Genomic DNA, 23,851 nt, shown 5'->3' with positions numbered 1-23,851 from the left:
CGTGGCCTGGACAATGGCCGGCACAGATCAGAGTGCCATATCGTCACGATGAATCAAAGCCGCGCGCCCCGGGTACCCCAGCAGCGCCTCGATTTCCTGCGACTGACGGCCTTTTATGATACGTGTCTCATCGGCGGTATAGCGACACAGACCATGGCCCAGAACATGCCCCGATGCATCGGCGATTGCTACCGCATCGCCACGCTGAAAACGGCCATCAATCGCGGCAACACCCGCGGGCAGCAGGCTTTTGCCAGACATCAGGGCCTTTACGGCCCCTGTGTCCAATGTGACCGTTCCTTTGGGTTTCATCGCAGCAATCCAGCGTTTTCGGGCCGCGCGCGGGTCCGTATCTGCGGTAAACCACGTGGCGGGCGACCCGCTGTCAAGCAGCCTCAGAGGGTTGTTCGGCGACCCTTCGGTGATTGCCATCGCACAGCCTGCGGCTGTCGCCGTTTTGGCCGCCATCAGCTTGGTTTTCATCCCGCCCTTGGACAGGCCTGATCCCGCGTCCCCCGCCATCGCCTCGATCTGCGGTGTAATTTTTTCGATCACGTCAAAACGAGTGGCGTCCGGGTCGTCGACGGGATTGGCCGAATAAAAACCATCCACATCGGACAACAGGATCAACTGATCCGCCCCGACGGTCACGGCCACCTGCGCCGCGAGGCGATCATTATCGCCAAACCGGATTTCATCGGTGGCTATGGTATCGTTCTCGTTCACGATCGCCACAACGCCCAATGACAGCAGTTGTTCCAGCGTTGCACGGCTGTTCAGATAGCGGCGACGATCCGTGCTATCCTCCAGCGTGACGAGAACCTGTGCTGTGGTGATGTCATGTGGTGCAAGCGCCTCCTCGTAGGCGCGCGCCAGCCTGATCTGTCCCACGGCAGCTGCGGCCTGAGACTGCTCCAACGGCAATTCCGACGCGGGCAGTTTCAGGGCCTCACGTCCTAATGCAATGGACCCCGAAGAGACCAGCACGACATCCACACCGTGCGATTTCAACCAGGCCACGTCTGCTGCAAGCGAGGTCAGCCAGGCGGAGCGCAAGTGCCCGGTTGCGCGATCCACCAGCAGTGCCGAGCCGATCTTGACAACCACGCGGCGCGCTGTCGTCAGGGATGCCACGGCTCATCCTCCACCGCCGGGCGATGACGCAGGCGATCCTCGTCAATCTGCCCGCGCAAGGCGCGCAGCACCTCCGTGACACCTTCGCGCGCCACGCCAGACATCATCATGACCTGTCCACCGCTGGCTTTTTCCAATATAGCACGGCGGCTTACACGCTCTTCCTCATCCAGCGCATCGATCTTGTTCAACACTGTCACGCGCGGCTTTTCGGCCAGATCCCCGCCATAGGCTTCGATCTCGTCAATGATTGTTCTGTAATCCTCGGCCACGGTCTCCGAGGTGCCATCCACCAGATGCAGCAGCACCGAACAGCGTTCCACATGGCCCAGAAACAGATCACCCAAGCCGCGCCCTTCAGACGCGCCCTCGATCAGTCCCGGAATATCAGCGACGACAAATTCGGTATTGTCCACGCCCACAACGCCCAGGTTGGGGTGCAGGGTCGTAAAGGGATAATCGGCGATCTTCGGGCGCGCATTCGAAGTTGCCGCCAGAAACGTCGACTTGCCCGCGTTGGGCAGGCCCAGCAGGCCCACGTCCGCGATCAGTTTCAGGCGCAGCCACAGGGTGCGTTCCACCCCTTCCTGGCCCGGGTTGGCCCGGCGCGGCGCCTGATTGGTGGCAGATTTGAAGTGGAGGTTGCCAAACCCGCCGTTACCGCCCCGCGCCAGCTGTACGCGCTGGCCCACTTCGGTTAGGTCGGCAATCACGGTTTCCTGATCTTCGTCAAGGATTTCAGTGCCAACCGGAACACGCAGGACGATGTCGTCCCCGTCTTTACCGGTGCGCTGACGGCCCATCCCGGGCTGACCGTTCTTGGCAAAGAAATGCTGCTGGTAGCGAAAATCAATCAGCGTGTTCAGCCCCTCGACCGCCTCTGCCCAAACAGACCCGCCGGTGCCGCCATCCCCGCCATCGGGACCGCCGTATTCGATGTATTTCTCACGCCGGAAACTGACGCAGCCGCCACCACCCGCACCGGAACGGATGTATACTTTGCACAGATCGAGAAACTTCATGCTGGCTTCCTAGCCTTTAGGGGCGCTGCCCTCAATCACAGTTTTCGCAGATAGGTCCAGGTCGGCACGGTTGTGTCGCGCGCCACGCTGAAACTTTCCGCGTCCCCCAGATACTCAAAGCCGCAATGGGTCAGCACCCGCGCCGAAGCCGGATTGTCCTGAAAAACACTGGCAAACATGGTGCAGTTGTTCAGCGGATTGGCATCGACCAGCGCCTGAACGGCATCCGATGCAAGGCCGGTGTTCCAGTAAGGCGGTGCGACCCAGTAGCCGACCTCGGATTGCTCCCGGTCCATGCGTTCAAGGGAAATCAGCCCCATCACCTCGGACGCGCCGGATTTTGACCCATCCATCGCCCAGACGTCCTCGTCCCGTTCATCCGCCATGGCGCGCGCCACGAAGGCTTCGGTCATCCCCGGAGGAACAGGGTGCGGAATGGAGGTTGTCATCCGCGCAACACGCGCGTCCCCGCCATACAGTTCGATGAGGCCCATATCTGACTTGCGCAGCGGGCGCAGGTCAAAACGCTCCGTTTCCACCACGGGCTGTAATGCGATCTTTTTCATTTCCATCGTCATGTCCCTCCTCCGAACAGTACGAACAGGACCGAGGCGACGGTCAACGTCGCGAGGGTCCACATTAGATAGGGTTCATAAGCCGTGCCTGCTACCGTCCTCGCGATCGCATCACCAGCAAGTGTCCACAGTGGATGCAGAAAAACCTGGCACCCGAGCAAAACCAGCGCGATGGTCAGCGTCGCCTCCAGCGTTGCGGTTCCAGGGGCGACGAAGGCAGTGAAACCGCCGACAATCATCGCCCAGGCCTTTGGGTTGAGAGGATGCACGATCAGCCCCGCGAGGAAGCCCGGTGCCGATCCGGCTTCTCGGGTCGTTCCCAACCGCATGTTCGCCACCTTCCACGCCAGCCAGATGATGTAGGCGGCACTGATATATTTCAGCATCTCGAACACCCATGGCGCGCGCGCGGCCAGTTCCATCAGGCCATAGCCCACCGGCCAGATCACCAGCTGTTTGCCCAGGGCGACACCGGCCACGAAAGGCAGCGCCGCGCGAAACCCAAACCGCGCGCCCGTGGCCATCAGCGCCATGTTGGCGGGTCCGGGTGTACCGACCTGCGACGCTGCGAAGACCGCGAAACTGGCGACGGCGACACTCATGCCCTGCCCTCCCACGCGTCGCTGGTAAGCGCCATCTTCTGCACCGACACCGTTGTGCGCAACGCCGGGGACAGCACATCCTCACGGTGGGTCGGCGCGAAACCGAGCCCTGACAAAAGGCGGCAGGATGCGGTGTTTCCCACGATGTAGCCCGAGGTCAGCGGCGCTTTGCTTGTGGCGAAGTGTTTGTCGACCAACGCCTTGGCTGCTTCCGTGGCATATCCCTTTTGCCAATAGGGTTCCCCCAGCCAGTACCCAAGGTCGTCATCGACGCCACAGGCACCGATCACCTCATCGGCCCGCGTGATCGCAAAGGTCAGGTCATCGTCGGATTGGCGGGCAAAGAAGCTCAGCGCGTCCGCTTCGGTATAGGGATGGGGCACGCGCGTCAGCCAGCGCGATACCGACAGGTTGCCGATCAGGTCCGCTACCCGCGCTGCGTCCGTATCGCGAAAGCGACGGAGCACAAGCCTTGTGGTATGGATGCAAGTCGACATCGTCGAGACCTAACACTTTGGTATGGCAAAAATGAGAAAGGGGACCGGCGGTATCGCCGATCCCCCTGAATGTGTCATGTCCTTGAGGAAGGGCTTATTCAGCGGCCTCCGCCACCGGCAGGACCGAAATAAACGTACGGTTTTTCAGACCTTTGTGGAATGTCACGGCGCCATCGACAGTTGCAAAGATCGTGTGATCCTTGCCCATGCCAACGCCTTCGCCCGGCCAGAACTTGGTCCCGCGCTGACGCACGATGATATTGCCGGGGATAGCCGCCTGGCCACCGTAGAGTTTCACGCCAAGACGGCGGCCCGCTGAGTCGCGGCCGTTCCGGGATGAACCACCTGCTTTTTTATGTGCCATCTGGTCTCTCCTTAGCCTTTGCTGAGTTCTTTGGCCTGTTCGATCCAGCCTTCACGCTCGATCCGACCTTTGAACGACAGTTTCTCGTCCATAGCAGCTACGTCCTCATCGGTCCATGCTGCGATTTGTGCAAATGTCGTGACATCCGCTGCGTGCAGTTTCTTCTCCAGCGCAGGGCCCACGCCGCTGAGCTGCTTCAGATCGTCCGCGCCAGCGGCCTTGGCTTTCGGAGCCGCTTTGGCCTTCGGCGCCTCTGCTTTGGCCTCGGCCTTTTTCGGGGCTGCCTTCTTGGGAGCCGCTGCCTCAACCGCCTTCACCGAGACGGAACCCGCACCCATCGCCGCCTTGACGCCGGACTTACCGGCACCGGAGGCCAGAATATCGGTGACCTTGACGAGCGTCAGCTTCTGACGGTGGCCCTTCGTGCGCTTGGAAGAGTGCTTCCGGCGACGCTTGACGAAATTGATGACTTTCTCGCCCTTGATCTGATCGACGACCTCGGCCTGAACACCGGCGTCCTTGACGAAGGGTGCGCCGACAACAGTCTTGTCGCCTCCCAGCATCAGAATGTCATTGAATTGGATTTTTTCACCTGCGTCAGCAGCCAGTTTCTCAACGCGGAGCGTGTCGCCCGCCTGAACCTTGTACTGCTTGCCGCCGGTCTTGAGGACCGCGAACATGCGTCTTTCCTTTGCTCTACCGCGTCCTGTGGTCCCCGGTTCCGGGCGTTTTGGCCTGCTGGCCACCTCGAACAGCGCACCCGATTAAGAGTGATCGTGATATAAACCGACAAGGCCCGGCGAACCGGACCTTGCACATGAAGCTGCCATTTGCACCAGCTGCGTGCCCATGTCAAGCAGCATCAGGCCTAGATGTCATTGCCCGATGCGTTCAGAGCGACAGCACGGCCAAGGCCGTAGGCGACTTCGCGAAAAACATCCTCATAACCGGCAAACAAGGCCGCATTCAGCGCAACACCGGCGGGGCTGCGCGAAAAAGCCAGATATGCCTCCAGATCAGGCAGGTCCAAGGGTTGGTAGGCCAGCAGAAAATAGCCATTAATCCAGTCTTTCGACTCCTCCCGCAAACGGTTCTCCGACGCCCAGACGTCTTTCAGAATATCGCTTTCCGACATCTCCAGCAGGCGACCATCCGCAAGGCCCTGATAAAACTGGAAGCTGCTGCTCATCGTGATTGCGACGTTAAGCTCCAGCAGATCATTCGCTTCGACGAAAGCGGCGACAAGACCCGCGTGCGGATCCTTGTCTTTGGACAGTTCCCGGTATGTCTCCGCTGCGGCATCCTGGACAGCCTCGTCCAGCATGGCCTTCCGGGCCGCGATTTCCAATTCGGTGATGGTTTGACCGCGTTGCGTATCGAAGAACGCGACGCATCCATCCAGCGCGGCGTCATCGAGCCCCTGCTGCAAGGCAAGGTACAGCAGATCCTGCATCCGGGAGGGGTCATAAAGCCGTTCCACCTGGTTGTGCCACAGTGCACCGCCCTGCCCGGCCAGCATGTCGGCATTCAGACCCTCCGCATCCTGCAGCCCTTCCAACCGGATGACATCGGTTAGTTCGGGTATGCGCATGGCATCCATCAAAACGGTGATACGTGCGTCCGCCCAAGCGGGCATTGCTGCCCCGCACAGCACAATCACAAGCGCGAGGACACGCATGATCACAGGTCCTGACTGGGCTGCAGAGATTGCATCCGCTGGGCGACCGCCTCATACCGGTTGGCCATGATCTCGAACTGCACCGCGTTCATCAGCTCGTAGACCCGTTGCATCTTGGGGTGCTCCAACGCATCCGCGTAAGCCGTTATATCCGCGTGCGAAAACGCCTGATAGGTATAGGCGGACCCGGACAGGCCGGCCATCTGCATACCCCGGCGCAATTCGCCTTCCTGCGCTTTCAGGCTTTCGCGCAGGTCTGCTTCCTCCATCCGAAGCTCGATCACACCGGCCGAGGCCGCCGCCATCAGGAACCGCACCTGCACCTCCTGTATTGCGCGTACGGAGGCATCTTCGGACCCGGTCGCCTTGTTGAGACGCTTGAGTTCTTCAAGCCGGGGGGAGCCGATGCGCACCAGACCCGCCACAATCGCCTCGCCGCTTTCGGTCTTCAGGTCCTCGTCTTCCTTCATGTGAGAGGCGTTTTCCGCGACGACCAGCCTCTGACCCAGATCAGAGGCGTAGAAGTCCACCGCATGTGTCAGCAGATCATCGTCGAGCGTCTGAGACAGGATTTCAAGCGCCATCCCATGCATCTGTTCCGTGTCGAACACATCCTCCACAAGCCGCGTCCATTCCGAGCCGAAGTCATCCGCCTCAAGCCCGATCATGTTGGGCGCATTCTCCGCGCTCAACCGAATGCTCTCCAACGCCACGTCAAATCCCGTCACTTCAAGAAAGGCTTCAAGCCGGTCCAGATTGGCGGCCCGAGCGGGCGTCAGAAACACCAGCCCCACCAGGGCGGTCATCAAAAGAAAGGCGCTGTGACGGATCAGAGCGGTCATGGGTATCTCCTGCATCGTTTTGGCCTGTTTGCCAGTCGCCGCGAAGCTTAGGGCATTTGTACGAACGAGCAATGAAATTTCCCGTGTTCACCGAATGCAGGCTGATCCCCTCTTGTCACAGCCCGCAAAGCCTAATAAACGCCCATCCACCAGACCCCCGCGGAGAGGTGCCGGAGTGGTCGAACGGGGCGGTCTCGAAAACCGTTGTGGGTGCAAGCCTACCCAGGGTTCGAATCCCTGTCTCTCCGCCATTTTTGGCTAAGACAACTCACCTCAACACACTGATATCAGAGTAAGATTCGGCATTTTCGCGCTGACGGCGGTGTTTGGTCCGCTTGATTTGCTGCACATTTTGCACCACAATTTGCTGCACAAATGCGGAGATTTTCCGTCGTGAGCATTGCCAAGCGGGGTCGCACCTTTCACCTGAGACGTCGCGTTCCACGCCGGTATCGCGGGGTTGAGCCGCGCGAAACGGTCTGGATCAGCCTGCACACCGACTCTGAAATGCTTGCGAGGAGTAAGGCAGATCGCGCGTGGAGCCAGATGATAGAGGCCTGGGAGGCCCGTCTGGCCGGGAACAGCGAGGATGCGGAAGTCCGTTACGAAGCCGCCCGCGACCTCGCCCGGGCGCGGGGCTTCCGGTATCTGGACGCGGGCAGTGTGGCCAAACTGCCGGTCGAGGACGTTGTAGAACGCGTCGAGGCCATTCCGGCCCTCGCGAACCAGCCCGACCCCGTCGAGGCCGCCGCCCTTCTCGGCACTGTTCCCGAACCGCGCATCACGGTCACCAAGGCGCTGCAACTCTATTGGACGCTCGCGAGAGAGAAGACCTTCGGCAAGAGTGAGGACCAGCTGCGCCGCTGGGAAGCGCCACGCAAGAAGGCTGTGAAGAACTTCGTCGCGGTCGTTGGCAACAAGGAGATCGCCAACATCACCCGCGACGACATGCTGGACTTTCGCCAGCACTGGCTCGACCGGATCGAGGCGGGAGAGGTCACGGCGAACTCGGCCAACAAGGACCTCATCCACCTCGGCGACGTGCTGAAGACCGTGAACACGATGAAGCGACTTGGCCTGGAGCTGCCGCTCGGCGAGTTGTCCTTCAAGGAAGGTGAGAAGCTGACGCGGCCACCCTTCAGCGAGGACTGGATCAGGACACGCCTGCTCGCCCCCGGTGCGCTCGACGGGTTGAACGGTCAGGCGCGCGCTTTGCTCCTGGGGATGATCAACACCGGCTACCGCCCGTCCGAAGGGGCGGCGCTGACAGCAGACACGATCCGGTTGGACTGCGACGTGCCGCATATCTCCATCGAACCCGAGGGACGGCAGTTGAAGAGCCACTATGCGCGCCGCGTGATCCCGTTGACCGGTGTCTCTCTAGAAGCCCTCAAGCAGTACCCCGAGGGCTTTCCCCGCTACCGGAACCGCGCCACCCTGAGCGCGGTCGTAAACAAGTTCCTCCGCGCCAACGGCCTGCTCGAGACCCCGCGCCACTCGATGTACTCCCTGCGACATGCCTTTGAAGACCGGATGCTTGCCGCCGGGATCGACGACCGCATCCGCCGCGACCTTTTCGGTCACCGGCTCGACCGGGAACGATACGGCAAGGGCGCGTCGCTGGAACACGTCGCAGAACTCGTCGCGCGCATCGCCTTCTGAGCCAGCAGCGCCCGCGCACGGCGCTGCGCGTCCGACAGCTGCTCCTCCTTCTTCACGGCCGCGGCCAGTTCCACTTCCAGCCGCTCGAAGACTGGCGCGAAGGCCGGGTCGTTAGCGACCAGCACGGCGACCTTCACCAGCGCCGCCTCGATCCGCAAGGCATCGACTGGCTGGGCCGAACGCGTACGAGACGTTGAAGGGCGTGCTGACAGTGTCATGCGAGATAGCATGGGGCGGCGCGTGCGTCTTGTGCAGGGCATCAACCCGCGGCTCGCAAAACAGCTTGCCATAGCGTGCAGATCGGACAGTTGGATTGTCTGGCGCTTCGGCGTTTCGTGATGAATTCGACCGGCGACCGGCGCACCTCAGAGCGCTGCTGCCGTATTTCGAATCAAGCCGGTTCGGTCGGCAGCATTGGCTCGTTGGAATCATGCGAAAGATCGCCTGAACCGCCGCTTGGGAGAGCCGCCAGGGAGAACGGAAGGGGATGGCAAGATAAAGCGAGTTCCTCGCTGGCCGGGCCTGTGGCCCTAAGCTGTTGTCTGCACATTGTTTTTTGGCGCAACGCACGATGAATCGCACGGTGTCTTGCGGCAAGGTTTCCCCGTTTTATGAATGATTTCAATGCCCTGACGTGGCACGCCGCGCGGTGCCTTCACGCGATAGCCCGCTACGACTTCTCTTTGCACGCCATGCTTCGACACCCCTCAAACACCGCTTGATTGACCCGGAACAGGCGTTGATCGTGGCTGCATGACCCGCAACGAAAGCGACTTCCACATCCGCCCCGGCAAGGTCCGGGCCCGCACCCAGAGCGCCCCGCGCGTGCGGCGCCAGGCGCGGGGATTTCTGGCCGATGTACATCGTGCAATCCGCCGTGCGGGGGGCGATCCAAACCAGTTGGCCGGGAAGAGGAAGGCAGCGGACGGTTCAACGCCCGGGGTCGGGGTGCCAAGGTGGCGGCGGCGTTGAAGGGCCGGAATCCGTGGTCCCGCGGCCTGGACGGGACCCGAACGCGGGCCCGCCGGGTGACCGTGAAAGCGCGGATCGTGAAGCTGAACCCGCAGCGTGGCGCGACGCGTGGGCGCTCTTTCGTCAGCGCCAAGGCGGTTGAAGCCCATCTGCGGTATTTGGAGCGCGATGGCGTCACCCGCGACGGTGAGAAGGGACAGGTCTATTCCACAGATGCGGACATCGCCGACGGTCGGGACTTCCTCGACCGGGGTCGCGACGACCGGCACCAGTTCCGCTTCATCGTCTCGGCCGAGGATGGCGTTGATCTGTCCGACCTGCGCCAGACGACCCGCGATCTCATGACCCAGATGGAGGCCGATCTGCAGACGCGGCTCGATTGGATCGCTGTCGATCACTACAACACCGGGCATCCGCATAGCCATATCCTGGTCCGGGGCATGACCGATGACGGCAAGATCCTGAACATCGCTGGCGACTATATCGCGCATGGAATCCGCGAACGCGCGAGCGGGATATTGACGCTGGAACTGGGTCGCCAGACCGACCTTGAGGTCACCGATCAGTTGCGCCGCGAAGTAAACGCAGAGCGCTTTACCCGCCTCGACCGGATGCTGATGGCCGAGCAGCGGGCGAACAACGAGTTCGCCGATCTGCGACCGGACAAGGACATGCTGGAGACGATGAAGCGCAACCGGGCGCTGTTGATCGGGCGGGCACAGTATCTCGAAAAACTCGGACTTGCGCAGCAAATCGACCCGGGCGTCTGGCATCTGAATGACAGCGCGGAACCGACCCTGCGTGCGATGGGGGAGCGCGGTGATATCATCAAATCCATGTATCGCGCGTTGGAGGCCAACGACCTTGAAGGGCAACGCGGGACGGCGCAACTCACGATGCACAGAGACGGACTGCAGCAGCAGATTGTCGGTCGCCTGCTCGCCAAGGAACTCGCGGGCGACGGGTCTGGCGACCGGATGCAGCTGGTCATTGACGGCACCGACGGTCGGGTGCACCAGATCGAGCTCCGCGCTGACCAGTGTGACGGCATCGGACGCGGCATGATCGTGTCGGCGACACCTCCGCTAACCGAGCCACGGGCGGCTGATTGGAACATCCTCTCGGCCACTGAGAATGACGGCAACTATCGCCCGTCCCGGCACATCGAAATCGCAACGGAACAGGGGATCACGCCCGATCCGGACCGCTTCGTTGCGGCCCATGTGCGCCGCCTTGAGGCCCTGCGGCGAGCCGGGATCGTTGAGCGTCATGGCGATGATCACTGGTCGGTGCCACAAGACCTGCCGAAACGCGGGACGGCCTACGACCGCAAACGCCACGGACGCGGCCCGCGCATGGCGGTATTGTCACCCATCGGTCTGGACCAGCAGGTGACCCACGAAGGCGCGACCTGGCTCGACCGGGAACTGGTGGCGCAGCGGCGGGATTCAGTGAGGGAGACCGGCTTCGGCGCAGAGGCAGGCCGGGCGATGGACCGCCGCAAGCGCGTGCTGGTAGCGCGCGCGGACGCGGTCGACCTTGGGGAAGGACGCATCCGCGCGCCCAAGGACTTGATTCAACGCCTGGAGGGGCGTGAGGTCGACCGCGTTGGCCGCGCCATGGCAGCGGAACGCGGCCGCGACTGGACCCCTATCAAAACCGGCAGCCGCTTCGGAGGCGAACTGGTCGGCAGCACCCAACTCCCCAGCGGCCGCTTCGCCATGATCGACAACGGCCTCGGCTTCAGCCTCGTCCCATGGAACGGCGCGCTGGAACGACGGATGGGGCAGCAGATCGGAGGTGTTGGACTGCCGGGAGGCGGTGTGGACTGGGCGTTCGGCCGGAAGCGGGGGCTTGGGTTGTGAGCTTCCGCCCGTTCAGTTGCCTTGCGTCAGCAATCGCTGCGCATCTTGTTTGCCCAGACCGCCGACTCTGGCGGAATCTCCGCCCCCGGATCGGTGGGCAGGCATCCAAGTCAAGGCATCCGAAACAGGTCCATCCGGTCATCCCTCACATTTCGCGTCGGGACTGATCGATTGATCCGAACTGACCCGGGCGCCATCTGGCAGTGGCATAATCACCCTTCCTCGACGCTGACGACCACCTCCATGGCGGGGAGATCGGTATCTTCTCCCTGGAAGCTGCCGGCTACCGGAGCGATCTGGGACATGTTTCGCGCAACGGCCACCGGGATCAGGTTGGCCGATCCCAAGGACCTGTTGGTTGGGTCGAACGGGATCCAACCGGCCCCGGGAACGAAGACTTCGACCCATGCATGCGTGGAGCCCGCGTCAGCTGATCCAAGCCGGTCATGTGTGGGATCGTAGAGGTAGCCGGACACTATACGCGCTCCAAGACCCAACGTCCGGACGGCCTCGGCAAAGAGGACGGCGAAGTCGCGGCACGAGCCCCAGCCTCTGTCCAGAGTTTCCAGTGGCCCTTGCGTGCCTTCCGTCTCGCGGCTCTGATACGCGATCTGCGCTGTGATCCCGTTGCTGATATCCTTCAGGAGGGACAGCGTATCCGTGGGCCTGCCCATGACGAATTGCTCGACCCAGTTCAACAAGTGCCCGGCGTCGTCGGCGTATTGCGGCGTGGAGAGTGCCCCGAGATCTGTCCAGTCCTCGGCGGAATAAAGGAATGGGTACGACGCCGCGGAGGCTGCGATAGGGAAGACGGGCCAGTCAGGCGCGGTGAGAACGGCAATCGTGCGGGACCGGATCGAGAGCGTATCCGTTGTGACAGCAAAGTTGGCGATGGCGATGGCGTTTCCGAAAACATCGTGGGACCAGACGATACGAGCGGTCGGGGCTATCTCAAGGTCGAATTTTGTCAGGGTGAGGTCCCGCATCTCTCGGGGACGCAGCATCAGCCTGTGCGGACCAAGAACCACGGCGGAGCGATAGCGGTAGCTGGTCGTGTGTATGATCGCAATCGACGGCATGGGACGGGCCTAAGACGACAGACCGCCTGAGCGACGCCGACCTTGACCTGTGCCCTCCGGCATCGCCGCGCGCCAGGCCGAAGTGCTTTTGCAGCGGGCACAGATGCGCTGGCCGAACCCTTCGCTCCCAAAAGAAGCTCTACAGCGCAGGCAGGCCCGCTCCTGCGGTCCGTCACCAAGCGCACGTTTGGGTTGATCAATGATGATGTAATTTTCCTTCGTTGGCATCATTTTCTCGCAATCCCTTGTCTCATTGAAACACTTGCCCCACACCGTTCGGATAGAATCAAGTCCGCGGTCGGCACGGCATTCCTTCATTCTCAGCCTTGTGAACATCAAAGATCTCCCGCGGCACCGCTCGCGGTGCATGGTCGTCGGTTTTCGGGTCAAGGAGATCGATATCCTCCTGCGTCGTCCGCGATCCCGAGTAGAGATAGCGGAGTTGCGCCTCGGACACCCCGTCTGCTTGCATGACGAGTTGCACCATCGGATCAGCCAGCATTTGTTCGAGAAAGACCTGTGACAAGTCCTTTCCGGACAGTTTGTCTTTCGCGCGGGCGCGGTCGAGATCGACCAGCGAAACGGACAGGCTCCGTGTCAGTCCTGAATGGGAGTCGCGTGGGCGCAGTTGAGCAACGACCGAAGCCTTCCAGGCTTCGGGGTCCTTGTGATCAGGCGGTGTGGCGACATCTGTCTCGACATCATACTCACCGGCAGGAAGCGTTTCATCGAAGCCGGGAAGCTTGAAAGGCCGGCAAAAAATCGCGACGGTCTTGGCTCTTTGGTCGTCCATATCGGGCACTCCATTGAATTGAAGATCTGTTTCGCGCCGGCATGCCAAACCAGCCCACTTCAGCGCGGTCTTCAGGATTTCGTGGAATCCGGCGTACTCGACTTCGAACCGGCATCGGGCGCATTGATTTCCGGTTCCTTCTTCGACGGTTCTGCGGATTTGGGTTTCAGCAGGGCGGCAGCTCTTGTCGTCAGGTCTTTGAAAGACATTATCTTTTTCCTTTTCGGGTTTTCCGCTGGACGTTCCGTGCCTTGTACAGGCTCGAGTTCTCAAAAGCGGCTCATCGTTATGTGGGCATGGACCGGCCGTTCACCTGTGGCGCGGTGTCGGGCAAGGCGGCGGAACTTGACAACCGCAGGCTCGCCGGTCGGTCTTTTGGACATCACACCAGTGTCAGGACACGGTGGGGTTCCCGGTCCAGTGCAATTCCTTTCAACGATTGCTTGCCATGAACACTCTTTGCGACATCGGGAGCGCTCATTGCCCGCATGAGCGCGCTGTAGCTCAAGCCCATCTTCATCTCGGACCCGACGGGTAAGGTGATATGGGCGGTATCGACAACGGTGTGGTCGCTCGTCGCACCGATCAACCCAAACCCCGATGGAAGACACAGGCCACTTGCATTCGTATCCTGTTCCCCGATGGCAAGGACGGCTCGGTTTCCTTGACCGCCATCCGAAACCAGTTCGAGCTGCCCCTGTTTCGGGACACTCGGTCTCATCGATATTGAGCTCGGTTTGGGCCTTGCTTCGATTACTTCGGCAAAGAGAGCAAATGCATCTGTATGAAGACCATTGATCGGTTGCCCTGACACCGGGTCGATGCCCAACAGGATCGCCTCTCCCAGACGCAGATTGTTGATCCGCCCAGTCGCCCCTTTGCCGAGTGCCCATGCCAGATTGGCCGAGCCGCCGCCAGACACCAGCGCCACACACGGTCCGCATTCGCTTTCGACCTGGTCGGCCAGTCGCGAGAGCATGGCCATATCGCCAGGCGTCGGTGCAACGTTGCCCAAGCAGGCGAAGTTTGCGGCAATCCCCTTGAAGGCGACACCCTGCGTTGCAACAACCCGTGAGGCGAACTCGTTGAGGTTCTCCGCCATTATGCCTTCGCGCAAATCACCCATTTCCACCATCAGGATGATATCGTGTACGGCCCCCTGATCCTTTGCGGCAGCGCCGAGCTTCAGGATGGTATCAATCTCCGTATTGTAGCTTGCGTCACAGGAAAGAATGACGTCGTTCTTCTCATTCACCAATGGTGCGCGGATCATCGAGATTGAGCATGCGATCCCTGCTGCCCGCATCCGAATGACGTTGCTGACGCGCGCGTCGGCAAGGCCAACAACGCCACCGTCCAGCATGGCCATTGCAACGTCAGGATGGCCGCATACGGCCTTGGTCACACCGGTGACGGAGATTCCACGAGCAGCAAGTCGACGGACGAGGCATCGCGCGTTTTCCTGGATCTTGCCCAAATCAATCTCCACGCGCGGCGAGGTCATTCCGCGGCCACGAAAGGCATGGGCCGAAACTGTGGAAAGGCGGCAAGAACCATGTCGGTAAGACGCGCCTCCGGCCGCGTCAGCGCGTCCGTCACCGGGATGCTGAGATCGCGCGAAAGACGCTTCATTTCATGATCGACCTCGGCCTCGGTCATTGCCTCGTGGTTGAGTGTCAGACCGATCACCCGCGTTTCGGCAAAGGCTTCAATAAGGGCGATTTCGTCCCGAGGTTCCGGCATTGGCATGTCGGGGAAGTCGCAGCGATGGACCCGCTTGGGCGCATGTTGAAGAATGACGGCCTGTGGCTGGCTTCCGCGCAGGATGAAGGCCGATGTGCAAAAGGCCGGATGGCTGAGTGCGCCTTGGCCTTCGATCAGGATGATATCAGGCTCTTCGTGTTGAGACGCCTCAACAATCACCCGCTCGAGTTCGCCACAGCAAAATTGCGGCGGGACAGCATCCATGGCGACACCGTATTTCGCGCCTTGCATCAGCCCGGTCTGTCCGGTGCCGACGAGAACCGTCTTGATGCCAAGCGCATTCAGCGCCTTCGCCAGGACAGTTGCCGTCGTGCGCTTGCCGATGGCGCAATCGGTTCCCAGCACAGCGATGCGGATCGCCTTGACCTTGGACACGCTTCCGTCAAACAAACGCATGTCCTTGCTGGGCCTTGGTTTGCGGATATCACGGATCGTCACCTTGGCTGTTTCAGCGGCAGCCGAAATCTCGGGGTCATCGCCAAGGTATTCGTGCAGCCCTGCAACGATGTTCATCCCGAGCGCGATTGCATCGAGCACGATCTCGCGATCTGCAACCGATAGCTTTCCTGTCGAGGGCGCCATCCCGTAAATCAACGTGTCAGGGATATGCGCTTCACGCACAACCGCAGCCTCGAGGTCTCCAACGATGGGGATGCCATTGCTCACATTGTCCAGCACCTGCCCGCTGTCGCGCCCTTCAAGTCTGCCGTCGATGACCGAAAGAATTCGGTATGCTTGCGAGTGGCGGACAAGCCCATTCGCGGTCTTGCCGTCGATCTGTCCGAAGTTTCCCTCGCAATAGACCACCGCTGTGGGCGCGTCCTTGGATAGAACCTCGCGGGCATGAGGTAGATGTGATACGGGCACATACGGTGGGGCTTGCGGACCCATGGTTGACAGCCGTGTCTCCAGTTTTTGTTCATTGATCGGTTTCATGATGTTTCCTTTGCCAAGACGGCTCCGTGTCGGGCCGATCACATGACGCATTCGCGCCGAAGAGCCGTGTTTCAATCCGGATCGGGAGTATTACTCGTTGAGGATGCAGCGTCCCCGTGATCGCTGAAAGTTCCGGTGGCATTCCCATCTGTTTCCCGATCTGTCGAGATGCGCGTTGTCAGGAAGATCGATAAGCGTGCATCCAGTATCGGACGCGGCAAAGCCCCGGTCGCACTTCCACCCTGGCCCATGGCTCGCATCGTAAAAGAAGGCGTTTTCCGGAACTGCAACGGCTTCACACATATCGTCGTTTTCGAAGAACCCCCGCTCGCAGATCCAAGGCTGGCCGTAGCCTGCCCCATTCAGAAAGGCGTTTTCCGGAACTGCAATTTCGACGCAGGTGTCACCGTCGATCTCGTAGGTCCGATCACATTTCCATGCAGGCCCATACCCGCTATCCGCCAGATACGCGTTTGGCGGGAGAACGATCTCCAGGCAAAGATCGTCCACTTTCATGTAACCGCGAAGGCAGCTCCAACTCTTGCCCGATGGGTCGAGAAATCCGTCATCGGGAACCATGACCTCGAGACAGGTTGCATCATCGACCTCCTGAAACCCGTGTAAGCACTCCCAACCTGCGCCATAGGTTCGGTTCGTCGGGTAGGCATTCTCCGGAACGATGATGGCAATACACTCATCACCATCACGCCGAAACGACTGAGCGCATTCCCATCCATCGCCATAGCTTTTGGCCTGCGCATTTGGGGGCATCGGGGCAACCTGAGCCTGAACGGAAGAGGGCGATCCGAGTGCGATGAGCACGACGAAGGCGAGACCGAGGAGTCCTGCGGAGGCCATTGCGGAGCGACTTGGCCCCTTTGACAGCATATCTGCGATGCCCATAGACGAAACGGGCGTCAATTCGAGATACCTACGATGCATCAAGCTCGAGACCTTCGATACACGCCTGCGCCAGTTCGCGGTTGGGGCCATCTGATCCCGGCATCGTCGCCCAACCCGCTTCCATGACCGCGTCACGCCGCTTGAACGACGATGCCTCCCGGATCGTTGCGAGCTTTGCAATGCGTTCATTGTCGGTTCGGGACCTGTCGAGGCAGAAGGGCACAAGTGCTGCGATCACTTCGTCCTGTGCCATCTCGCTTGCCATCTTGTCCGCGCCGCCTCCGGTCATCCATCCGCCCCAGGAAAATCCAACGATGCCGACAAAGGCCGCGCCAAGGAGCGCGCCGTAGATGCCGGGTTTGAGCCATTCGGGTGTAGTCATGTCGTATCCTCCTGCGGAGAAAGCACCGCCTCGCTGTTTTTGGTGGTTTCAGAGAGGGTCCGATCACATGCAATTGCATACTCCAGATCCTCCTTGGTGATCATGTGCATTGCCGTTTTGCCGGCTTCACCGTCTGGCCCCCGGACCATCAGGTGGGTCGCGATACGTCGGTATGCTTCGAAGCTGAGACCCTGCAAGAGCTCTTCCTCGACAACGATTTCATATGTACCTGCAGGCATCTCCTGCAGGCTGTCTCCCATCGTGAAGACGTTGGCAAACGTCACCATCGATCTGGTCGAACGCGTGAGCATCCCGGGTCTCCATTGAATTGAATGCTGAACTTTCCGGCCCGGCCATTGCGCCACGCGTCGAAAAGAACGCCTCGTCGCAACAAGGCTATTGCACGCACACTAGCCGAACCTTCGGGGTACGATGCTGATCGAGGTTAGCCCTTTTCAGGTTTTTTGCTGTCAGGATGAAAGGGAATGCCGTTCTGCGGTTTCAAACACCAACCGAAAGGCACCCCATGTCCGCCTCAGACGTCCTCCACCCGGATGGCACCGATTACGATCCCTTCCTGTTCGCGGAAGTGGGCGAGGACAGAACCGGTGCCGCCGTGACAGTATTGTCGGCGTTTGCGCGCCTCGATCTCGAACCTTGGACCGAGGCGCGTGAACTTTCGCGTCTTGCTCGAGAGGCAGCACAAGTTCGACTGACAGCGCATCTTGAAGCGATCACCGACATTCCGACGCTTGCGCTTGCAAGCGAGGGAAGAGCGGCAAAGCTGATTGCATTGCTGCCAAAGCGTACGCCGCTTCTGACTTCAAGACCGCTTGAAGTGGACACGAAAATGGTTCCGCAAGGTTGGATCAACTGGACACAGTTAGCTCTTGTTGGCGTCGCGGTTCTGGCATTGATCCTCTATCTGGCCCAGACGGGCTAACCTCGATCAGTACGGAGAGGTGCCCGCATCGGATAGGTGATCTGTGTCCGCCGAATGTTTGGTGGAGAGTGTGTTTCGAGTACCGGGGAAGCGTGCAGGCGTGCCGATCCCAGAAGATCGGCAAGTCGGCACGCTTCTTGTTCTCGGACCGTCCATGAAAGGACATTTCCATGAATGAAGAAGATCAAAGCGAAGAAAACCACACAGTTAAACACATGGCCTCTGTAAAAACAGCCTGGGACAAAGCACCCGAGGGGCCCAAAAAGGCCACAGCCCTGAAGCATTATCAGGCCGCCGAAAAGGCGCATGCAGCTGACAACGATGAAGAAGCGCACAAAGAGCTCAAGGAGGCTGGCCGCGCACTGGCGTGACGTTGCAATTGCCAAATCTATGAGGTGTAGATCCGCCCTCAGCCAGTCTGAGGGCGGACCATTCAAGGCAATAAGGGGCGTGCCTGATCCAAATAGGCCGGATCAAAATCTGCCAGTTCAATGAGGCGGCCATAATCGTCAAATGTCACCAATCCGTCTCGGAAGGTGACCAACGCGTCTTCTCTGAGCTTACGCAGAACGCGGTTGACGTGGATAGCGCTTAGTCCCAATGCGTCGGCCAGATGGTACTGCGTAAGCGGACAGGCATATCCGGCTTTGCTGCCCATCCCGACGAGCGACAGCCTCGCACCAAGTTCCAGCAGGAAATGCGCCATTCGCGCGTCCGCATCGCGCCGCCCCAGCCCAACGAGATGCTCGACAACCATCGCCTCGTCGCGCGACACGGCCCACAGAATGGCGGTGGCGAGCCGCGGCGTCTCAGCGAAGGCTTGAAGAAGATCGCTTGCCATGACTTCCGCGGCTTCGATATCGACAAGCGGTTCGATGCCATGATCCGACGTGTGGAGCAGAACGCTTCGAAGCCCCAGAAAATCCCCCGGTATCTGAAAATCAACGATTTGCCGCGATCCGTCGGCCTGAATCTTGTAGGAGACGACCCAGCCCGATGCCAGGATGTATGCCGCCTGTTCGGATTGGCCCTGGTGAACCAGGTCGCGCCCTGCAGAGAAGGATTTCCGCCGCTGGTGCAAACGCTCCAGAACGGCCAGTTCCGTCTCCGACAGTGCGACGAACGCAGAGAGCTTTTTGGTGAGCGGACTGGCTGCGATGTTCATCATCGGTCCCTCCCGAACCGGCGAACACTCCAGGAAGAGTTCGGCACTGCGACTGATTTCGATTAGTACGTGGTACCGAATTCCTTGTGATGTTTGTCAAGACCGTCATGACCTCGCCAGGTCACAATGCAACAAACGCACAAGGAATGGCCGCGATGTCAGTTCAACGAGATCCTGCAGGCATGGCCGCCCTTTCGATTTGCGAGGCCCTCCTGCTTGCCTTGCACGACAGCGACCTGCTGCCTGAACGCGAGATCGTCGGTGTCCTCCGCGATGCCGCGGCGACCCATGAAAACGCCCACGGGCCTGAATCCGAACGGCAATTGCATACTGAAACCGCCAAACTCATCAACGACATCATTCTTGGCGGCATTCTTGTGCGACGCTCATAGCGCCAACCCGCGCCTGCCAAATACGGGCCCAACCTGTATGCTCAGACGCGCATCTCAGCTGATTGACGGATCACCCAATTCGGACTCCGACTCAGGGGCTTCATCGGTTCCGGTTTGCGATTTCGGATCTTCTTCTTGCGAGGCCTTCTTGTCGGCGGCCTCTTTTTTCGCCAGGTCGTTAAACGACATGCAGGCTTTCCTTTTCTGGCTGCCAGGGTATCCAGCAACTTGCGAGCCATACTGGATCGACGCACCTTTGGCAAAGAAAACATCGACAATCGGACGCTGACGGCCTGAACCTTGCAACGCTCCCGGGCAGCCACCATGTATGAACTGCTACTGACTTCCATTCGACCTTCTGTTTTCCTTCGCAGGCTCACAGCGCTCGACACTGTCGTGAGAAGCCGGGCCGCTACTTGTCGTGGGCGGCAATCAAACAAGGAAAATTCACATGGCCAATGGCACAGTGAAATGGTTCAACGCCACCAAAGGCTTCGGCTTTATTGCACCGGAGACGGGTGGGAAGGATGTGTTTCTTCACATCTCCTCCCTCGAGAAGGCGGGCATGACGACCGTGAACGACGATCAGAAGGTGACATTCGAAGTCGAGGCTGGCCGTGACGGTCGTGAAAGCGCGATCAACATCGCGCTCGCCTGAACATCGCAAGCGGGCGCTCCTACGGGGCGCCCCAGCGCCACGCCCACGCCTGTCAGCATGACCCGATCAGTGGGCAATGCCTCGCAGTAGAGATGGCTTGCCGATGGCCAGAGATCTCGCTCAACCAGCGAGAGCGGCGGCTTGCAGCGCAAGGTGGTCACAGCGAAACACGCAACTCCATAACAAGGGCGAGGATTTTCAATGCTACGTTCCGATGCCGCAAGCCGAGACCCTTTCAGGACACTGGCCACAAAACCCAAAACCAAAGACAGCAAGAAGAAGAAGGCGCCACCCCCGATACATGAGGGCGAATACGGCAGATACCAGATAAAGTCGGGTCTCCTTACGGGCAAATTCGTCGCGCGCGCATTCCCAAAACCGCCGTCGAAGGCACGCGGCCTGATCGCCGAAGCGAGCGGCGCGACCGAAGAGGCAGCGATCACCGCATTGCGCGACGTCATCGACACCCGCGAAAGCCAAATGGTCGAGAACCGCAGAACGGACCCGGGTACCGGCAAAGTCGTGGCGAGCACGGAAGAATATATCGAAGCACTCAACCATGTCGCGCTGACGCGCCCACAAAGTGCGATGCTGAAGGCGCTGTCCTTGGCGGATGCGGACGGCCTGACAGAGGCCCGAACGGCGAACGGTGCGGGCTACAAATCAACGCTATCGGCGAACAGGTCGCTCGCAAAAGCAGGCCAGTTGATCGCGGCCTATCTCTCGTTGAAGACAATCGCGGATGGTCCCTCGACCGATCTGGAGGGCAGCACGCTTCTCGGTTTTCGCGGTGAGCCCCAAGATGACAAGGATCCCGGAAACTGGATACTCCACCCCGAATTCCGCGATGCCGTTCGTGCAGCGCTATAAGGGAAAGCAACGGTCATTCAACGCGGCGGCCAGCTGCGGCTGCCATGCGAGCGCTCGGCGACAAGAGAGACAGGGAAGCATGTAGCGTCGTTGGAAACCGAGTAATTTGTGGTCTTCTTCCAACCAGGTTGGGTCGAAGGCGATACGTGCTGCACATTTTGCTACACAATCTGCAGCGCAATAAAACGCTCTTCTAAGCCAAATCAACAACTTATGGCATTAACAAAAGCCACTTTTCGGACTGTCGCTCCGCCACACTGCCCCCAGGACTACCGATCAACCCGCGAAGTACTGCGCGTCCAGTCGTTCGCCGGAGCTCCAATAGCCGGCCATTATCCAGGTATCAGGTGTCGGTTTATCATGGGTCGGGCCCATCGTGTTGCATCTTACGCACATCAACCGGCAGGCCAAAACCTGCTGTAGAACAGGTGCCGCACGCGGTCCGGTCAAACGCACTATAGTGCACCCCTGCTGTGTGAAGCCGCCAATACCGCGCGCCGGTCAACTTGTCACTTTTCCTGAAAATCCGCGCAATAAAGAGCGATTATCCGCAAATCATCGAAAAAAAGGCCCAAATCCTATTTAAATTCCCTAGTATCAGAGGTCACGCTACGGACAACGGCTGCCCAATCAGCAGTAACCAGGGTTTGCCAAAACACACGTATGCGTTGCAACTGGTTCGCACGGAAAGAGCCATCCAACTTGGGAACAAAGGGACAGAAAATGACCACAAAACTGGTGATTGGCTTGGACGGAGCGGGGTCGGGAGACCGGGCTTTGTCATTTGCCACGGATCTGGCGAAACGGATCGGAGACTGTGAGCTATTGGTCGCATATGTGATCGAATGGTCGCCGTACTCCTTCCAGACGGCAGAAGAAAATGCCCAACGCCACAAACGTCGCGAGGAGGAAATCTCTACCGCGATGGAACGGGTTGTCACGCCCGCTGTTGACGCGCTGAAGAAGGCCGGGATGAACGCCACCGGCATCGTCCGGCACGGAGATGTCGCGCACACGCTCAACAGCATCTGCGAAAAGGAAGGCGGACACCAGATCATCGTCTGCCGGTCTTCGGAAGGCGGCCTGACCCAACGCATTTTCGGCAGCTCCACGGCGAACCTCGTCATGAGCGCCTCCGTGCCCGTCACGGTCATTGGATGAAGAGGACGACGACAATGAAAATTATCAACAAAGCCCTGCTTGCAGCGGCAGCGACCGGCACGGCACTGCCCGCCTATGCGCAGGAAGCCATGACACTCGACGAAAAAGTGAACAGCATCTTTGCGCAATTCACCGGGCCTTTCGTGAGCCTGATCTTTGCGCCCCTGCCGGGCACCAGCTTTCCATGGATCGTGTTGTGGCTGGTTGTCGCCGCGTCGGTCTTCACCTTCTATTTCGCCTTCGTGCAACTGCGGTTCTTCGGTCACGCGGTCTCGCTGGTCAAAGGGGATTATTCAGACCCGGAGGACGCGGGCGAGGTCAGCCACTTTCAGGCACTTGCCACGGCCCTATCCGGCACGGTCGGCCTGGGGAACATCGCGGGTGTGGCCGTTGCGGTCGGCATCGGCGGTCCGGGGGCAACTTTCTGGATGATCCTTGCGGGCCTGCTGGGCATGGCCTCCAAGTTCACGGAATGTACGCTGGGGGTGAAATACCGCAACGAATATCCGGACGGAACCGTATCCGGCGGCCCGATGTATTACATCTCAAAGGGGTTTAAGGAACGCGGCCTTCCCGGTGGCGGTGCCCTGGCGATCCTCTTCTCCGTCTTTTGCATTCTCGGCGCGCTTGGCGGTGGTAACATGTTCCAGGCCAATCAGGCACATGCGCAGATTTCCGGCATCCTGGGCGATTATCCGGGCTGGATCACCGGGCTTGTATTTGCCGGTGTGGTGTTTGCCGTCATCGTCGGCGGCATCAAGTCCATTGCCAATGTGACCGAAAAAGTGGTGCCGTTCATGGGCATTCTCTATGTCGGTGCCGCGTTGGTCATCCTGCTGGTGAACTACGACAAGGTCGGCTGGGCCTTCGGCCAGATATTTGCGGGGGCCTTCACCGGTCTTGGCGTTGCCGGTGGTTTTGTCGGCGCCCTGATCCAGGGGTTCAAGCGCGCCGCCTTCTCCAATGAAGCGGGCGTCGGATCTGCCGCGATTGCGCACTCTGCCGTGCGGACCAAGGAGCCGATCACCGAAGGCTTCGTGTCCTTGCTGGAGCCGCTGATCGATACGGTCGTGATCTGCACGATGACAGCCCTTGTGATCACCATCTCCGGTCAGTTGATCTTCGATGCCGAAGCGGGCGTCTACATACTCAACGAAGCGGGCACTGCGATTGCAACCGAAGGCGGCGTTGGCGGCGTTGCGCTGACCTCCGCGGCATTCGGGTCCTCGATCAGCTGGTTCCCGTATGTGCTGGCAGTTGCCGTGGTGCTCTTCGCGTTCTCCACGATGATCTCTTGGTCTTACTACGGGCTGAAAAGCTGGACCTATCTTTTCGGGGAAGGCAAGACATCCGAGCTGACGTTCAAGATCATTTTCTGCATCTTCATCGTGATCGGTGCCGCCGCCAGTCTTGGCCCGGTTATCGACTTCTCCGATGCGGCGATCTTTGCAATGGCCGTGGTGAACATCACCGCCCTGTACTTCCTGATGTCCATCGTCCGTGAAGAACTGCGATCATACTCGGAGCGTTTGCAGTCCGGCGAAATCAAGAAGTTCGCACATTGACACATCCCCGGGGCGGCCCTTGTCGCC

The 23,851-nt window shown here is 60.0% G+C and carries 28 protein-coding genes and 1 tRNA gene; 10 read left to right on the top strand and 19 right to left on the bottom strand.

All coding sequences use genetic code 11. The annotated features are described in order from the left end of the window. Positions 1 to 27 precede the first annotated feature (27 nt). The 9 genes from proB to KX928_RS10745 form a co-directional block, all read right to left on the bottom strand. Positions 28 to 1,134 (bottom strand): glutamate 5-kinase, encoded by a 1,107-nt coding sequence (proB, locus tag KX928_RS10785; protein ID WP_219501826.1) that lies wholly within the window; start codon positions 1,132 to 1,134, stop codon positions 28 to 30. Then, positions 1,122 to 2,156, bottom strand: a complete 1,035-nt coding sequence (gene obgE / locus KX928_RS10780) for a GTPase ObgE (RefSeq protein ID WP_219501824.1) — start codon at positions 2,154 to 2,156, stop codon at positions 1,122 to 1,124. The genes proB and obgE overlap by 13 nt, the downstream gene beginning before the upstream one ends. Before the next feature lie 35 nt (positions 2,157 to 2,191). Further along, positions 2,192 to 2,728: a GNAT family N-acetyltransferase gene (locus KX928_RS10775; RefSeq protein WP_219501823.1), complete on the bottom strand. Its 537-nt coding sequence runs from the start codon at positions 2,726 to 2,728 to the stop codon at positions 2,192 to 2,194. Positions 2,729 to 2,730: 2 nt separating this feature from the next. Next, positions 2,731 to 3,333 carry a LysE family translocator gene (locus KX928_RS10770; protein ID WP_219501821.1) on the bottom strand — a complete coding sequence of 201 codons (603 nt, stop codon included), beginning with the start codon at positions 3,331 to 3,333 and terminating at the stop codon, positions 2,731 to 2,733. After that, positions 3,330 to 3,830, bottom strand: a complete 501-nt coding sequence (locus tag KX928_RS10765; RefSeq protein WP_219501819.1) for a GNAT family N-acetyltransferase — start codon at positions 3,828 to 3,830, stop codon at positions 3,330 to 3,332. The genes KX928_RS10770 and KX928_RS10765 overlap by 4 nt, the downstream gene beginning before the upstream one ends. 94 nt (positions 3,831 to 3,924) lie before the next feature. Further along, a complete protein-coding gene (gene rpmA / locus KX928_RS10760; protein ID WP_195820307.1) occupies positions 3,925 to 4,194 on the bottom strand; it encodes a 50S ribosomal protein L27 in 270 nt (89 codons plus the stop codon). Positions 4,195 to 4,205: 11 nt separating this feature from the next. Continuing rightward, the gene (locus KX928_RS10755; RefSeq protein ID WP_219501816.1) at positions 4,206 to 4,874 is read right to left on the bottom strand and encodes a 50S ribosomal protein L21; all 669 of its coding nucleotides are present in this window, start codon (positions 4,872 to 4,874) and stop codon (positions 4,206 to 4,208) included. 188 nt (positions 4,875 to 5,062) lie between these two features. Then, positions 5,063 to 5,872, bottom strand: coding sequence for a DUF2059 domain-containing protein (locus KX928_RS10750; RefSeq protein ID WP_219501814.1), 810 nt, complete (start codon positions 5,870 to 5,872; stop codon positions 5,063 to 5,065). 2 nt (positions 5,873 to 5,874) lie between these two features. Next, complete coding sequence (locus tag KX928_RS10745; RefSeq protein ID WP_219501811.1) at positions 5,875 to 6,714, bottom strand: DUF2059 domain-containing protein; 840 nt, start codon at positions 6,712 to 6,714, stop codon at positions 5,875 to 5,877. 161 nt (positions 6,715 to 6,875) lie between these two features. Between KX928_RS10745 and KX928_RS10740 the strand changes: the two genes are divergently transcribed. The 3 genes from KX928_RS10740 (at position 6,876) to KX928_RS10730 (ending at position 11,213) form a co-directional block, all read left to right on the top strand. After that, positions 6,876 to 6,965, top strand: a tRNA-Ser gene (locus KX928_RS10740). A 142-nt stretch (positions 6,966 to 7,107) separates the two neighbouring features. Next, on the top strand, positions 7,108 to 8,376 hold the full coding sequence (locus tag KX928_RS10735) for a DUF6538 domain-containing protein (RefSeq protein ID WP_219501809.1): 1,269 nt from the start codon (positions 7,108 to 7,110) through the stop codon (positions 8,374 to 8,376). Positions 8,377 to 9,404: 1,028 nt separating this feature from the next. After that, the gene (locus KX928_RS10730) at positions 9,405 to 11,213 is read left to right on the top strand and encodes a DUF3363 domain-containing protein (RefSeq protein ID WP_219501807.1); all 1,809 of its coding nucleotides are present in this window, start codon (positions 9,405 to 9,407) and stop codon (positions 11,211 to 11,213) included. 212 nt (positions 11,214 to 11,425) lie between these two features. Here KX928_RS10730 and KX928_RS10725 read toward each other — a convergent pair whose 3' ends face one another. The 8 genes from KX928_RS10725 to KX928_RS10690 all read right to left on the bottom strand — a co-directional run bounded on the left by KX928_RS10725 (position 11,426) and on the right by KX928_RS10690 (position 17,381). Beyond that, the gene (locus KX928_RS10725; RefSeq protein WP_219501805.1) at positions 11,426 to 12,292 is read right to left on the bottom strand and encodes a transglutaminase family protein; all 867 of its coding nucleotides are present in this window, start codon (positions 12,290 to 12,292) and stop codon (positions 11,426 to 11,428) included. 286 nt (positions 12,293 to 12,578) lie between these two features. Continuing rightward, positions 12,579 to 13,085, bottom strand: coding sequence for a hypothetical protein (locus KX928_RS10720; RefSeq protein ID WP_219502150.1), 507 nt, complete (start codon positions 13,083 to 13,085; stop codon positions 12,579 to 12,581). A gap of 71 nt (positions 13,086 to 13,156) precedes the next feature. After that, on the bottom strand, positions 13,157 to 13,294 hold the full coding sequence (locus KX928_RS10715; RefSeq protein ID WP_219501803.1) for a hypothetical protein: 138 nt from the start codon (positions 13,292 to 13,294) through the stop codon (positions 13,157 to 13,159). A gap of 173 nt (positions 13,295 to 13,467) precedes the next feature. Next, complete coding sequence (locus tag KX928_RS10710) at positions 13,468 to 14,589, bottom strand: alanine/ornithine racemase family PLP-dependent enzyme (protein ID WP_219501801.1); 1,122 nt, start codon at positions 14,587 to 14,589, stop codon at positions 13,468 to 13,470. Then, a complete protein-coding gene (locus KX928_RS10705; protein WP_257883661.1) occupies positions 14,586 to 15,785 on the bottom strand; it encodes an N-acetyltransferase DgcN family protein in 1,200 nt (399 codons plus the stop codon). The genes KX928_RS10710 and KX928_RS10705 overlap by 4 nt, the downstream gene beginning before the upstream one ends. Positions 15,786 to 15,875: 90 nt before the next feature. Further along, positions 15,876 to 16,643: a hypothetical protein gene (locus KX928_RS10700; RefSeq protein WP_219501799.1), complete on the bottom strand. Its 768-nt coding sequence runs from the start codon at positions 16,641 to 16,643 to the stop codon at positions 15,876 to 15,878. Positions 16,644 to 16,716: 73 nt separating this feature from the next. After that, positions 16,717 to 17,070 (bottom strand): hypothetical protein, encoded by a 354-nt coding sequence (locus KX928_RS10695; RefSeq protein ID WP_219501798.1) that lies wholly within the window; start codon positions 17,068 to 17,070, stop codon positions 16,717 to 16,719. After that, complete coding sequence (locus KX928_RS10690; protein WP_219501797.1) at positions 17,067 to 17,381, bottom strand: hypothetical protein; 315 nt, start codon at positions 17,379 to 17,381, stop codon at positions 17,067 to 17,069. The genes KX928_RS10695 and KX928_RS10690 overlap by 4 nt, the downstream gene beginning before the upstream one ends. 215 nt (positions 17,382 to 17,596) lie before the next feature. Here KX928_RS10690 and KX928_RS10685 point away from each other — a divergent pair, with 215 nt between their 5' ends. Continuing rightward, the gene (locus tag KX928_RS10685; RefSeq protein WP_219501794.1) at positions 17,597 to 18,013 is read left to right on the top strand and encodes a hypothetical protein; all 417 of its coding nucleotides are present in this window, start codon (positions 17,597 to 17,599) and stop codon (positions 18,011 to 18,013) included. Positions 18,014 to 18,183: 170 nt separating this feature from the next. Next, positions 18,184 to 18,384 carry a hypothetical protein gene (locus tag KX928_RS10680; protein ID WP_219502162.1) on the top strand — a complete coding sequence of 67 codons (201 nt, stop codon included), beginning with the start codon at positions 18,184 to 18,186 and terminating at the stop codon, positions 18,382 to 18,384. 62 nt (positions 18,385 to 18,446) lie between these two features. Here KX928_RS10680 and KX928_RS10675 read toward each other — a convergent pair whose 3' ends face one another. Next, positions 18,447 to 19,181 carry a Crp/Fnr family transcriptional regulator gene (locus KX928_RS10675; protein WP_219501793.1) on the bottom strand — a complete coding sequence of 245 codons (735 nt, stop codon included), beginning with the start codon at positions 19,179 to 19,181 and terminating at the stop codon, positions 18,447 to 18,449. A 152-nt stretch (positions 19,182 to 19,333) separates the two neighbouring features. On the opposite strand from KX928_RS10675, the gene KX928_RS10670 reads away from it, so the two are divergent. Continuing rightward, positions 19,334 to 19,570 (top strand): hypothetical protein, encoded by a 237-nt coding sequence (locus tag KX928_RS10670; protein ID WP_219502146.1) that lies wholly within the window; start codon positions 19,334 to 19,336, stop codon positions 19,568 to 19,570. A gap of 54 nt (positions 19,571 to 19,624) precedes the next feature. Here the strand turns inward: KX928_RS10670 and KX928_RS10665 are convergent, their stop codons facing one another. After that, on the bottom strand, positions 19,625 to 19,876 hold the full coding sequence (locus tag KX928_RS10665; protein WP_219501791.1) for a hypothetical protein: 252 nt from the start codon (positions 19,874 to 19,876) through the stop codon (positions 19,625 to 19,627). A gap of 145 nt (positions 19,877 to 20,021) precedes the next feature. Between KX928_RS10665 and KX928_RS10660 the strand changes: the two genes are divergently transcribed. The 4 genes from KX928_RS10660 to KX928_RS10645 all read left to right on the top strand — a co-directional run bounded on the left by KX928_RS10660 (position 20,022) and on the right by KX928_RS10645 (position 23,824). Continuing rightward, complete coding sequence (locus KX928_RS10660) at positions 20,022 to 20,228, top strand: cold-shock protein (protein ID WP_219501789.1); 207 nt, start codon at positions 20,022 to 20,024, stop codon at positions 20,226 to 20,228. Positions 20,229 to 20,429: 201 nt separating this feature from the next. Beyond that, positions 20,430 to 21,098 carry a hypothetical protein gene (locus KX928_RS10655; RefSeq protein WP_219501787.1) on the top strand — a complete coding sequence of 223 codons (669 nt, stop codon included), beginning with the start codon at positions 20,430 to 20,432 and terminating at the stop codon, positions 21,096 to 21,098. Between the two features lie 723 nt (positions 21,099 to 21,821). Further along, on the top strand, positions 21,822 to 22,259 hold the full coding sequence (locus KX928_RS10650; protein WP_219501785.1) for a universal stress protein: 438 nt from the start codon (positions 21,822 to 21,824) through the stop codon (positions 22,257 to 22,259). A gap of 14 nt (positions 22,260 to 22,273) precedes the next feature. Further along, entirely contained in the window at positions 22,274 to 23,824 is a 1,551-nt protein-coding gene (locus tag KX928_RS10645; RefSeq protein WP_219501783.1) for an alanine/glycine:cation symporter family protein, read from the top strand. Positions 23,825 to 23,851: the final 27 nt, after the last annotated feature.

The organism is Roseobacter insulae (genome assembly GCF_019375555.1).
Taxonomy (GTDB): domain Bacteria; phylum Pseudomonadota; class Alphaproteobacteria; order Rhodobacterales; family Rhodobacteraceae; genus Roseobacter; species Roseobacter insulae.
This window is presented reverse-complemented; position numbering and strand designations above follow the sequence as displayed.

Bases quoted from the DNA above. Each gene is read 5' to 3' on its own strand.
- obgE (WP_219501824.1), bottom strand. From the start codon at position 2,156: ATGAAGTTTCTCGATCTGTGCAAAGTATACATCCGTTCCGGTGCGGGT.
- KX928_RS10775 (WP_219501823.1), bottom strand. From the start codon at position 2,728: ATGGAAATGAAAAAGATCGCATTACAGCCCGTGGTGGAAACGGAGCGT.
- KX928_RS10770 (WP_219501821.1), bottom strand. From the start codon at position 3,333: ATGAGTGTCGCCGTCGCCAGTTTCGCGGTCTTCGCAGCGTCGCAGGTC.
- KX928_RS10765 (WP_219501819.1), bottom strand. From the start codon at position 3,830: ATGTCGACTTGCATCCATACCACAAGGCTTGTGCTCCGTCGCTTTCGC.
- rpmA (WP_195820307.1), bottom strand. From the start codon at position 4,194: ATGGCACATAAAAAAGCAGGTGGTTCATCCCGGAACGGCCGCGACTCA.
- KX928_RS10755 (WP_219501816.1), bottom strand. From the start codon at position 4,874: ATGTTCGCGGTCCTCAAGACCGGCGGCAAGCAGTACAAGGTTCAGGCG.
- KX928_RS10750 (WP_219501814.1), bottom strand. From the start codon at position 5,872: ATGCGTGTCCTCGCGCTTGTGATTGTGCTGTGCGGGGCAGCAATGCCC.
- KX928_RS10745 (WP_219501811.1), bottom strand. From the start codon at position 6,714: ATGACCGCTCTGATCCGTCACAGCGCCTTTCTTTTGATGACCGCCCTG.
- KX928_RS10725 (WP_219501805.1), bottom strand. From the start codon at position 12,292: ATGCCGTCGATTGCGATCATACACACGACCAGCTACCGCTATCGCTCC.
- KX928_RS10720 (WP_219502150.1), bottom strand. From the start codon at position 13,085: ATGGACGACCAAAGAGCCAAGACCGTCGCGATTTTTTGCCGGCCTTTC.
- KX928_RS10715 (WP_219501803.1), bottom strand. From the start codon at position 13,294: ATGTCTTTCAAAGACCTGACGACAAGAGCTGCCGCCCTGCTGAAACCC.
- KX928_RS10710 (WP_219501801.1), bottom strand. From the start codon at position 14,589: ATGACCTCGCCGCGCGTGGAGATTGATTTGGGCAAGATCCAGGAAAAC.
- KX928_RS10705 (WP_257883661.1), bottom strand. From the start codon at position 15,785: ATGAAACCGATCAATGAACAAAAACTGGAGACACGGCTGTCAACCATG.
- KX928_RS10700 (WP_219501799.1), bottom strand. From the start codon at position 16,643: ATGGCCTCCGCAGGACTCCTCGGTCTCGCCTTCGTCGTGCTCATCGCA.
- KX928_RS10695 (WP_219501798.1), bottom strand. From the start codon at position 17,070: ATGACTACACCCGAATGGCTCAAACCCGGCATCTACGGCGCGCTCCTT.
- KX928_RS10690 (WP_219501797.1), bottom strand. From the start codon at position 17,381: ATGCTCACGCGTTCGACCAGATCGATGGTGACGTTTGCCAACGTCTTC.
- KX928_RS10685 (WP_219501794.1), top strand. From the start codon at position 17,597: ATGTCCGCCTCAGACGTCCTCCACCCGGATGGCACCGATTACGATCCC.
- KX928_RS10680 (WP_219502162.1), top strand. From the start codon at position 18,184: ATGAATGAAGAAGATCAAAGCGAAGAAAACCACACAGTTAAACACATG.
- KX928_RS10675 (WP_219501793.1), bottom strand. From the start codon at position 19,181: ATGATGAACATCGCAGCCAGTCCGCTCACCAAAAAGCTCTCTGCGTTC.
- KX928_RS10670 (WP_219502146.1), top strand. From the start codon at position 19,334: ATGTCAGTTCAACGAGATCCTGCAGGCATGGCCGCCCTTTCGATTTGC.
- KX928_RS10660 (WP_219501789.1), top strand. From the start codon at position 20,022: ATGGCCAATGGCACAGTGAAATGGTTCAACGCCACCAAAGGCTTCGGC.
- KX928_RS10655 (WP_219501787.1), top strand. From the start codon at position 20,430: ATGCTACGTTCCGATGCCGCAAGCCGAGACCCTTTCAGGACACTGGCC.
- KX928_RS10650 (WP_219501785.1), top strand. From the start codon at position 21,822: ATGACCACAAAACTGGTGATTGGCTTGGACGGAGCGGGGTCGGGAGAC.
- KX928_RS10645 (WP_219501783.1), top strand. From the start codon at position 22,274: ATGAAAATTATCAACAAAGCCCTGCTTGCAGCGGCAGCGACCGGCACG.